The organism is Candidatus Hydrogenedentota bacterium (assembly GCA_012730045.1).
Lineage (GTDB): Bacteria > Hydrogenedentota > Hydrogenedentia > Hydrogenedentales > CAITNO01 > JAAYBR01.
The window spans coordinates 1-10,143 of sequence record JAAYBR010000005.1; the positions used below are offsets into that span (position 1 = coordinate 1).

Genomic DNA, 10,143 nt, shown 5'->3' on the forward strand with positions numbered 1-10,143 from the left:
CAGGCCGCCGCCCGAAGGGCCAGGCCTGCCCTGGGGAGGAGGCACCCTCCAACACATGCCCTGAAAGGGCATCCGAAATTTTCTTGCGCGCCGGGAAGAAGACAAGGCAGGCGGGACGCCTGCGGTACGGAACTGCCCCGCAGGTCTTCTTCGTACCGCAGGCGTCCCGCCGGCCTTGTCTTTGGGTGCCCGTCCCCATTTCGGCTGCCCCGTTGGGGCATGATTCTTTCCGTCCGGGCAACCCAGGGCAGGCCTGGCCCTTCGGGCGGCGGCCTGCCCTGGGCTATATTCGGCAACGCTTTCAGCGTTGAAGAGGGCAAGGAACAGGGAACGAAAGAACTCTTTGTCAGGAAGGCTGGACGGATCTTAGTGCGATTGCCCTGCCTGCGCCCCGGGCCCCGCCCCGCGCAAGACCGCCGCTTCCAGCGCCCCGGGGTCTTGCGAGCCGACAATGAGCCGTTTTCCGTTACGGAGTTCCAGAAAGACCCCCCGGTCGCCGCGGGCGTTGAGGAAGGCGCAGCGGTTTCCCTCGAAGCGTCCCCAGCGGATGCCCCAGCCCCCGGCATCGCGGATCGGGCGGTAGGTGACGGCCCGGACCCCGGCGATGTCGGCCAGGGCCACGCGCCGCCGGTAGAGGGGGAAGAACCGCCCCATGGTCACCACAAGCTCCGTGCGGGTGACCTCGGTGGACATGTAAAGGACGTTCAAAACCAGCAGTCCGCCGCACACCGTGAGGGCATTAATGCCGGCCAGGGCCCAGCCCCCCTTCCACACGCCCGTGGAGAGGCCCTCGGCCATCTGGGCGAAGATCATTCCAAAGAAAGCCGCGGCGGCGAGGGGGTACACCCACCGCGCGTAGGTCTGGTCTTCCCTGAACACCGGCATGGCGCGGCCTCCTTTCCGGGTGGCTGTCTCCGGGGACAGCATAGCAGGTCATCCCGCGGCGCCGCCGCCTCCAAGTGGAAAAAGCCCCTTCTAAATCCTTATGCTACGGGGGGTCATGCCGGGAACACAGGTGGAGTTGGCTTATGCATCCAGTCGAGGTCGAGACAAGGGTTGAGTCGGTGGTCACGCTGTCAGCGCAGGCGCGCCACGCGGACGCGCTGGCCATGCTGGAGTCCATCGGGCATTTCCTCCCCAACAGCCCCATGCTGCTGCGCCTGCGGGCGGAGAACCTCGCGGCCCTGGGGCGCACCGACGAGTCGGCGCACGAGTGCGAGAAGCTGATGCACCGCCTTTCCCTCATGCGCGCGGCGGGGGACGACCTGGACGACCTGCTGGACATGGAGCAGGCCACGCAGCTGGCGCAGCTGCTGACGGAGGAGACCAACCGGGCGAGCAAGCTGAAGAACGCGCTGGAACGCCGCCAGGCCGAGGCCATCGAGAAGGAGTCGCTCCAGGACACGGTGGCCCAGCTCCAGGCGAAACTGCAGCATTTCATGTCGCAGCAGGAAAGCGCCGTGGACGAGCAGAAGAAACTGGAGGAGGAGCTCCAGAACCTCCGCAGCCTCGAGGAGCACCGCGCGCAGGAGCTGGAGAAGGCCCACAGCGAGCTGGACGCGCTCAAGGTGACACTGGCGGAGCGGGAGTCGGACATCAGCGAGGCGGAGAGCGAGCTGGCCGCGCGCGAGCAGCGGGTGGCCAGCCTCGAAAACGAGGTCATGAACCTCCAGGAGCGCTCGGCCAGCGCCGCCGAGTCGCAGCAGCAGCTCAACGAGGAGCTGGACCGGCTGCGCAGCCAGGGGGACGAGAAGACCGAGGCGCTGAACGAGGCGCGCCGGAAACTGTCCGAACTCGAGAACATGCTCCAGGAGCGCGAGCAGGCGGTGCTGGAGGCGCAGCTCCAGAACATCGAGCACGAGGAGCAGCTCGCGCGGATGCAGCAGGAGATGGAGGGCGTCCGCGAGGAGTCCGTCCGCGCCGACCAGGCCCGGGCCGACCTCGAGGGGGAACTCGAGCAGCTGCGCGACAACGAGCGGGCGAAGAGCGAGGATCTGGAGACGGCCCGCGCGGAACTGGCCGCGCTGCATGACCAGCTGGGCGAGCGGGAGCGGGCCATCCAGGAGGCGGAGGAGCGCGTGCGCGAGAACGAGCGCGCCATGGCCGCCCTGAAGAACGACTTTGAGAGCCTCCAGTCCCGCGCGGCGGATGCCCAGCAGTCGGAGCAGGCGCTGGCCGCCGAACTGGCCCAGCTGCGCGACAACGAGTCGCGCAAGAGCGCCGACCTCGACAAGACGCGGTCGGACATGGAGCGCCTGCGCGTCGAGCTGGAGGAGCGCGAGGCGCGCCTGCGCGAGGAGAGCCAGAAGAACGCCCTCACGGCGGAGGAGGCGAAGGCCCTCCAGAATGAGCTGCTGTCCATCCAGTCGCAGGCGAACGAGTTCGCCGACTCCGAAAAGCGCCTGATGGACGAGCTGGAGCAGCTGCGCACGAACGAGCGCCAGAAGTCCCAGGTGCTGGAAAGCGCCCGCAGCGAGGTGGACGTCCTGCGCGACCAGCTGCGCAGCCAGGAGGAGGCGGTCGCGGCGGCCGAGGAGGCCAGCCAGCAGCACGACGCCGCCCTGGAGGCCCTGCAGAGCGAGCTGGGCGCCCTGCGCGCCCAGGCCGCCACGGCGTCGCAGTCGGAGGAGTCCCTCTCGCAGGAGGTGGCCGCGCTGCGCGAGAACGAGGCCGCGAAGAGCGAGGCGCTGGCGGCGGCCCAGGCGGAAATGGACGCCCTGCGCCAGACCCTGCTCCAGAGCGAGGAGGCGGCGAAGGAGGCCGAGGCCGTCAGCGCGCAGAAGCAGCAGGAAATGGACCGCCTGCAGGGCGAGCTGGCCCAGCTGAAGAGCCAGGCCGGCGTGGCCCAGTCCGCGGAGCAGGGCCTGCAGCAGGAGCTGGACCAGCTCCGGCGCAATGAGGAGGAGAAGAACCGGGAACTGGAGCAGTCGCGCGCCGAAATGGAGGCTCTGAAGGCGACGCTCGCGGAGCGGGAGGATGCCGCCGCGCGGGCGGCGTCGGAGCAGGAGGAGAGCCACCGCATCATCGCCAATCTCGAGCACGAGCTGGCGGCCCTGCGCAACCGGAACATGGAGACGTCCGTGTCCCAGGACGTGCTTCAGGCGGAGGTCACGCAGATACAGGAGGAGGTGAAGAAGGACGCGGACCTTGTTTCCAGCCCGCAGGCGCAGCAGCTGACCCAGATTCTCGACCAGCTCAAGGAAATGCAGAAGGCGCAGTTCGAGGCCCAGCAGCAGGCCCGGCGGCGCGCGGAGATGATGGCCGCCCAGCCGGACTCCAGCCCCGGATCCTCGCTGCAGGCCGTGGAGCCGCCCCCCTCCCCCACCGCCGGACGGGCCGATGTCGGTCTCGAGGCGGCCCTCGCGCAGCCTTCCTCCCAACGGCAGACGCAGATGGACGCCCTGCGCATTGCCATGCAGCAGTCTTCCCGGCGCGTGCCCGGACAGGGCGGCCCGGCGGCCCCCAGGGGCGGCAACCAGCTTGACGCGCTGAACGCCGCCCTGCGCCAGGCGTCCGGCAGGGGTTCGGCGCCCCCCATGCCCGCGCCCCCCGCCGCCCCCGCAGCGCCGGCGGGTCCGGTTCCGGGCAAGCCTCCCGCCCCGTCGCCCGCCGCGCCGGCGCGCAAGCCGAAGGCCGCTCCGGCTGCGGCCGACGACACGGATGAGGACGTCGTCGAGGCGTATCCAAAGCCCCGGGACACGGTGTTCGTGTATCCCGACCAGTCCGTGTCCATCGCCGTTCCCAGCCGTCGGCGCCGGGGAAAGGTGGTCATCGCGGCGGTCTTTCTCGCCGTCATCGCCCTGACGGGCGTGGTCGCCTTCCTCGTGCTCCAGCGTCCGGATCCGGCCGAAACGGTCGGGGCGGCCTCCTCCGGCCAGGAGGCGGCGCAGCCGCCCGAAGGCGAGGAAATGCTCACCATGCAGTTCCCGGAGGAGTCCTTCGGCACCCTGTATGACCACGGTGTTTCGCACACCAGCGACACCGACTGGCCCGTTTTTGCCGAGGCAAAGGGACTGATTGAGTATCCCAAGAGTTCCAAGTTCCATCTGGTGGTCAAGAAGGAGCAGGCCAAGAACCTTGCCCCGCTGGACAAGCTGCCCACCGACTCGCTGTTCTCCCTGTGGCTTCCCCTGTTGGACCCCACCGAGGAGAATCTCGCGGTGCTGGGCCGTCAGCAGGGGCTTTCCACCCTGTACATTGACCAGGAGCTGGACCCGGCCCTGCTGGAGCGCCTGCGCGACGACATGAAGGGCAAAACCGCGGTCAACTGCCGCCAGGCGGAGACGCTGGTGCGTGACATGACGCCCCCGGGCGAGCGCGTCCTGACCTTCCCGGCCGAGGGCATCGGCTACATAGACATCCGGCCCTGGCAGCAGGTAAATGAGTCTTGGCAGCGGCTGGGCTCCGCCGCGGGCACCGTCACGATCCCCGCCAAAATGGAGATTCGTCTGGAAATCGCCCCGGGCCGCACCGACCTTTCCGCCCTCGCCGCACTGGACATCATGGCCGTGCACACCCTTACCTGCGAGGGGCCGGCCATCACCGACGCGAGCATGGACGGTGTGGCCGCGCTGCGCGGAATACTGTGTTTGGAGCTGTCCAAGACACTCGTGACCGATGAGGGCCTCTCCAAGATCCGGCGCAACACGGCGCTGGAGGAGTTGAAGCTGGCGGACACGCGCATCACGGACGACGGACTCCCGGTGCTCAAGAACCTCCACCAGCTCAGGCGCATCCATTTCGAGGATGCCCCCGGGGTGACCGCAAGGAGCCTTCCCCTGTTCCGCGAGCTGCGCGCCCTGCAGCGCCTGCACCTGGGGAACACCGGCATCGGCGGCACCGAACTCGCCCAGCTGGCCCGCGACCTGCCCGCCTGCGCCGTCACGCCCAAGTAGGCCGCCGTTTTTCTAGCGGCCCAGGCGTTCGCGCAGGGGGCGGAGCAGGGCCAGCGGCACGCGCACCCTCCCCAGCGCGGGCGGCTCGCCTTTGATGTCTCCGTGGCAGTCGCTGCCCCCCGCGACCAGCAGGCCGCGCGCCCCGGCCAGCGCCAGCAGCTCCGCCACCCGCGCCGGGCTGTGGGAGACGTGCCACGCCTCAATGCCGTCAAACGGGTACTCCAGAAGTTCCGGCAGGGCGGCGAAAAGGTCCGGCGTCAGGCCGGGGTGCGCCACCAGCCCCACGCCGCCGGCGGCGCGCACCGCGTCCAGAGCCTCGCCGATGGAGCACAGGGTCTTGGGCACCCAGGCCGGGCGGCCCGGCTTCAGGAAGCGGTCAAACCCCTCCTGCACCGTGCGGGTGACCCCCATCGCGTGCAGGCGCGCGGCGATGTGCATCCGGGCGGAAGGCGCGGCCTCTTCAACGCCGGGGACCTCCAGGCGGACGCCCGCCCGGGCCAAAAGTTCCACCATCCGGCGGGAGCGTTCCAGCCGCCCGGCATGCAGGCGCGCCGCCAGGGCGCGGAGGGCCGGATTCGCGGCGTCAACACCCAGCCCCGTCACATGGATTTCCCGGCGTCCCAGCCGGGCGCTCAGTTCAATCCCCCCCAGAAAATCCAGCCCCAACGCCGCCGCCGCCGCCTGCGCCCGGTCCAGCCCGTCCACGGTGTCATGGTCTGTGAGGGCGAGCAGGGAGGCGCCGCAGGCCGCCGCCCGGCGCACCACCCCCTCCGGCGCGTCGGCGCCGTCGGAACAGGAGGAGTGCGTGTGCAGGTCCCCCCAGGCGTCCGCAGGGTCAGTCATCCCCCGGTGAATCCTCTGGCGGGGCCGGCTCCTCCGCGCCCCCCCCGCCCCACCCGGGGGGCGCCTTGTGGATCCGGTCGAGAACCCCGTTGACAAACCGGGGGCTCTCCGCGGCGCCGAAGCGCTTGGCGAGATTGACCGCCTCGCTGATGGCGACCTGCGGGGGCACGTCCGGGAAGGCGCGCATTTCGCAGAGCCCCAGCCGCAGGATGATCCACTCCACCCGGCCCACCCGGTCGGGCGCCCAGTGGTCCAGCGCCCGGATGATCAGCCCGTCCAGCGCCTCCCGGTCCCGCAGCACGGCCGCGGACAGGCGGTCGGCGTAGTCCCGCGCCTCCGCGCCGGGGGGCGTCTTCCCCGCGGCGGGGGGGGAGGCAAACTCCTCGCTGTCCTCCAGGGATTCCCTGGCGGTCCCAAGCGGGTCGGACTCCCAGAACACGCCAAACCCTCCCGGCCAGGACTCCGCCGAGAAGTCCATCCCGAAAAGATACAGCAACGCGGCCTCGCGGCCCGCCATGCGTTCGGAGCGGCTGTGTCCCATCACGCGTCCAGCTTGTCCAGCAGGCTGGTCATTTCCAGGGCGCCCAGGGCGGCGTCGGCGCCCTTGTTGCCCGCCTTGGTGCCCGCGCGCTCGATGGCCTGCTCGATGTTCTCGGTCGTCAGAACGCCGAAAAGGACCGGCACGCCGGTCTGGAGGGCCGCCTGCCCCACGCCCTTCGCGGCCTCCGCGGCCACATAGTCAAAATGCGGCGTCGCGCCGCGGATGACGCAGCCCAGCGCGATGACGGCGTCGTAGCGCCCGGACTCGGCCATCTTCTTGGCGACCAGGGGGATCTCGAAGGCGCCGGGGACCCAGGCCACGGTGATGTTGTCCTCCGGCACCCCGTGCCGCGCGAAGGTGTCCAGCGCGCCGCCGACCAGCTTGCCGGTGATGAACTCGTTGAAGCGGCTGGCAATGATGCCGAAACGCTTGTCGGACCCCGTGAAATGGCCCTCGATGATGTGCGTCATGACGTCTCTCCCTTGGCCGCCGCGCGGTCTGCCGCCGGGGCGTCCGTTGTTCCGTCCAGCAGGTGCCCGAATTTCTCCCGCTTGGTGCTCAGGTAAAATCTGTTGTGGTCGTTGGGGGCGATCACCAGGGGGACGCGCCCGGTGATCTTGACGCCGTAGCCCTCGATGCCCGCGCGCTTGGCGGGGTTGTTCGTGAGCAGGCGCATGCTCTTGATGCCCAGATCATACAGGATTTGCGCGCCGATGCCGTAATCCCGCGGGTCCGGGTCGAAGCCCAGGTGCACGTTGGCCTCGCAGGTGTCCATGCCCTTCTCCTGCAGCTCGTAGGCGCGCAGCTTGTTGAAGAGCCCGATGCCCCGCCCCTCCTGGCGCAGGTAGAGCAGCACGCCCCTCCCCTCGCCGGCGATCATTTCCAGCGCGCGGTGGAGCTGGGGGCCGCAGTCGCAGCGCAGCGACCCGAGCACGTCGCCCGTGAAGCACTCGGAATGCACCCGCGCCAGCACGTCCTCCCGGCCCTCCACCTCGCCGTAAACCAGGGCGAGGTGCTGGTACTCGTCCACGTCGTTCTCGTAGGCCGTGAGCGTGAAGTCCCCGTAGTCCGTGGGCAGGGTCACCGTGGCCACGCGGCGCACCAGCTTCTCCGTGCGGCGGCGGTGGTCAATGAGGTCCTTGATCGCGCAGATTTTGACGCCGTGCTCCCGCGCGAACACCTCCAGCTCGGGCATGCGCGCCATCGTGCCGTCCTCGTTCATGATCTCGCAGATGACGGCGGCGGGCCGCAGGCCGGCCAGCTTCATCAGGTCTATGGACCCCTCTGTCTGCCCGGCGCGCACGAGCACGCCGCCCTTCCGGGCGCACAGGGGGAACATGTGGCCCGGGCGCACCAGGTCGCCCGCCGTGGAGGCCGGGTCCGCCGCCACCAGGATGGACCGCGCCCGGTCCGCCGCGCTGATCCCCGTGGTCACGCCCTCGCGCGCCTCAAAGGACACATGGAACGCCGTGTTGAACATGGACGTGTTCTGCCGCGCCATGGGGGGCAGGTCCAGCGCCTTGATGCGGTCCTCCTCCATGGGCATGCAGATGAGGCCCCGGCCGTGGCGCGCCATGAAGTTCACCGCCTCGGGCGTGGCGAATTCGGCGGCCATCGTCAGGTCGCCCTCGTTCTCGCGGCCCTCGTCGTCCACAAGGATGACCATGCGGCCCCGTTTCAGGTCTTCCAAAATCTCGGACAGCGGACTGATCATGGGTACTCCTAGAGGAAGCCGTTCTGCCTCAGCGTGTCCAGGGTCACGCCGCCCTCCTCGCGCTTGAGGAAATGGCGGACATGCTTCCCCAGCACGTCGGCTTCCATGTTCACCGCGTCCCCCGCGCGCTTGTGCGCGAGGGTGGTGTGTTTCATGGTGGTCGGGATGACCGCGACGCTGAAGCGGTCGCGGTCGGGGTCAACAATCGTCAGGCTCACGCCGTCTATGGTGATGGAGCCCTTGGGCACGAGATAGGGAACCACGGCGTCGGGCGCGCGGAACCGCCACAGGGAGAACTCGCCCTGGTCGCGCACGCCCTCGACGCGCCCCACCCCGTCCACATGGCCCAGGACGAAGTGCCCGCCGAAGCGGCCGTCGGCGCGCATGGCGCGCTCCAGGTTCACCGCGTGGCCCGGCTTGAGCGCCCCGAGCGTGGTCCGCGCCCAGGATTCGGGGGACACCTGCACGGTGAAACTCTTCGGGGTGAACGCCGCCACGGTGAGACAGGCGCCGTCCACCGCCACGCTGTCGCCCAGGGCCAGGCCGCCGGTGACCTGCTCCGCCAGAATCTCCAGCTCCGCGCCGGACTTCCGCGCCACCACGCCGATTTCCTCGATGAGTCCCGTGAACATGCTAGACGCCTCCCTCCAAAGCGGCCAGCGGCCGGGTGTACGCCTCCACCATCAGATCCCCGCCGACGCGGGACACCTCCATCCCGTACAGCGGAATGGCCTCGTCCATGGTTTCCGCGCCGAGCCCCTCAACCGCCGTGACGGCGTCGCGGCCGCCCGCGATTTTCGGGGCGATGAAAAAGCAGACCTTGTCCACAATGCCCGCCTCGAAGGCCGAGGCCAGGGTGGCCCCGCCCCCCTCGATGAGCAGCGACGTGACGCCGCGCTCGGCCAGCACCCTCATGAGCAGCCGCATGTCCACGCCGCCCGGCCCCCCGGGCATGCGCAGAACCGCGTCCGCGAAGGGGTACGGCGTGGTGGAGGTGGTGGCGATCCAGGTGGGCGCCCCGCCCTTGCGGAAGACCTCGCGGTTGCCGTCGAGATACTCCCCCGCGTCCAGGATGATGCGGATCGGATTGCGCCCCGGGCGGTCGTCCAGCCGCGTGGTCAGGCTGGGATCGTCCAGCATCACCGTGCGGCTGCCGACCAGGATGGCGTCCAGGCTGTCCCGCAGCTCATGGGTGCGCCGCCGGGCGGCCTCGCCGCTCACCCACCGCGAATGGCCGGTGCGCGTGGCGATCTTGCCGTCGAGGGTCATGGCGCACTTCGCCACGACAAAGGGCAGCCCCGTCGTGATGAAGGTGAGGAACATCTCGTTCAGCCGACGCGCCTCCGCCTCCAGCAGCCCCGCCTCCACGGCGATGCCCGCCTCCCGCAGAAGGGCCAGACCGCGGCCCGCCACCAGGGGGTTCGGGTCGCGCATCGCGGCCACCACCCGCGCCGGGCGCAGCGCCGCCAGGAACGGCGCGCAGGGCGGCGTCTTCCCCTCGTGGGCACAGGGCTCCAGCGTGACATAGACCGTGGCCCCCGCAATGTCGCCGCCGGGGCACGCGCGCACCGCGTTCACCTCCGCGTGCGGCTCTCCGGCGCGCTCGTGCCAGCCCTCGCCGAGCACCACGCCGTCGCGGACAATGACACAGCCCACCATGGGGTTGGGGCTGGTCCTGCCGCGGCCGCGGGCCGCCAGTTCCAGCGCGCGCGCCATGTGTTTTTCATCATCGCGGGCCATTAAACGAAACTCCCGAAAGCCTTCCCGGCCTTCGGGGAAACGCGCGGACCCAACACCCGCCGCCCATTTCGGGCAGACGTGATGCCGTTGTTCCGCGACCTTCTCTCATCCGGACTGTACCGTCGGCCCCGGAATTCCACCGGAGTCTGCGCCGAAGCGCTCGCGGGCTTTCACCGCCGGTCGGGAGTTTCACCCTGCCCCGAAGGTCGTCTGTGGCGTCAACAACCCCCCTATTTTAGTCCAACCCGCCGTTCAGGTCAAATCACAGGGCAATCGCACTAAAATCCGTGGGTACTTTCTGGATGGAGTCTGGTAATTTCCCGCCGCCCGACCCCTTCAACGCTGAAAGCGTTTCCGAATATAGCCCAGGCCAGGCCGCCGCCCAAAGGGCCAGGCCTGCCCTGGGTTGC

Annotated in this window: 8 protein-coding genes and 1 riboswitch; of the genes, 1 reads left to right on the forward strand and 7 read right to left on the reverse strand. The window is 69.6% G+C overall.

Features of this window, described 5'->3' with window-relative positions:
- Window positions 1-366: 366 nt before the first annotated feature.
- Window positions 367-885 (reverse strand): hypothetical protein, encoded by a 519-nt coding sequence (locus GXY15_00755; protein NLV39746.1) that lies wholly within the window; start codon window positions 883-885, stop codon window positions 367-369.
- A 143-nt stretch (window positions 886-1,028) separates the two neighbouring features.
- Here GXY15_00755 and GXY15_00760 point away from each other — a divergent pair, with 143 nt between their 5' ends.
- Window positions 1,029-4,895, forward strand: coding sequence for a hypothetical protein (locus GXY15_00760; protein NLV39747.1), 3,867 nt, complete (start codon window positions 1,029-1,031; stop codon window positions 4,893-4,895).
- A 12-nt stretch (window positions 4,896-4,907) separates the two neighbouring features.
- Here the strand turns inward: GXY15_00760 and GXY15_00765 are convergent, their stop codons facing one another.
- The 6 genes from GXY15_00765 to ribD are packed head-to-tail and all read right to left on the reverse strand — an operon-like array spanning window position 4,908 to window position 9,733.
- The gene (locus GXY15_00765) at window positions 4,908-5,738 is read right to left on the reverse strand and encodes a PHP domain-containing protein (GenBank protein ID NLV39748.1); all 831 of its coding nucleotides are present in this window, start codon (window positions 5,736-5,738) and stop codon (window positions 4,908-4,910) included.
- Entirely contained in the window at window positions 5,731-6,279 is a 549-nt protein-coding gene (nusB, locus tag GXY15_00770; protein ID NLV39749.1) for a transcription antitermination factor NusB, read from the reverse strand. Before nusB ends, GXY15_00765 begins: the two co-directional genes overlap by 8 nt.
- Window positions 6,279-6,749: a 6,7-dimethyl-8-ribityllumazine synthase gene (locus GXY15_00775; GenBank protein ID NLV39750.1), complete on the reverse strand. Its 471-nt coding sequence runs from the start codon at window positions 6,747-6,749 to the stop codon at window positions 6,279-6,281. The genes nusB and GXY15_00775 overlap by 1 nt, the downstream gene beginning before the upstream one ends.
- Entirely contained in the window at window positions 6,746-7,993 is a 1,248-nt protein-coding gene (locus GXY15_00780; protein ID NLV39751.1) for a bifunctional 3,4-dihydroxy-2-butanone-4-phosphate synthase/GTP cyclohydrolase II, read from the reverse strand. Before GXY15_00780 ends, GXY15_00775 begins: the two co-directional genes overlap by 4 nt.
- A gap of 8 nt (window positions 7,994-8,001) precedes the next feature.
- Window positions 8,002-8,625, reverse strand: a complete 624-nt coding sequence (locus GXY15_00785; GenBank protein NLV39752.1) for a riboflavin synthase — start codon at window positions 8,623-8,625, stop codon at window positions 8,002-8,004.
- A 1-nt stretch (window position 8,626) separates the two neighbouring features.
- Window positions 8,627-9,733, reverse strand: a complete 1,107-nt coding sequence (gene ribD / locus GXY15_00790; protein NLV39753.1) for a bifunctional diaminohydroxyphosphoribosylaminopyrimidine deaminase/5-amino-6-(5-phosphoribosylamino)uracil reductase RibD — start codon at window positions 9,731-9,733, stop codon at window positions 8,627-8,629.
- Window positions 9,734-9,826: 93 nt separating this feature from the next.
- A riboswitch (FMN riboswitch) is annotated at window positions 9,827-9,944 on the reverse strand.
- Between the last annotated feature and the right edge of the window lie 199 nt (window positions 9,945-10,143).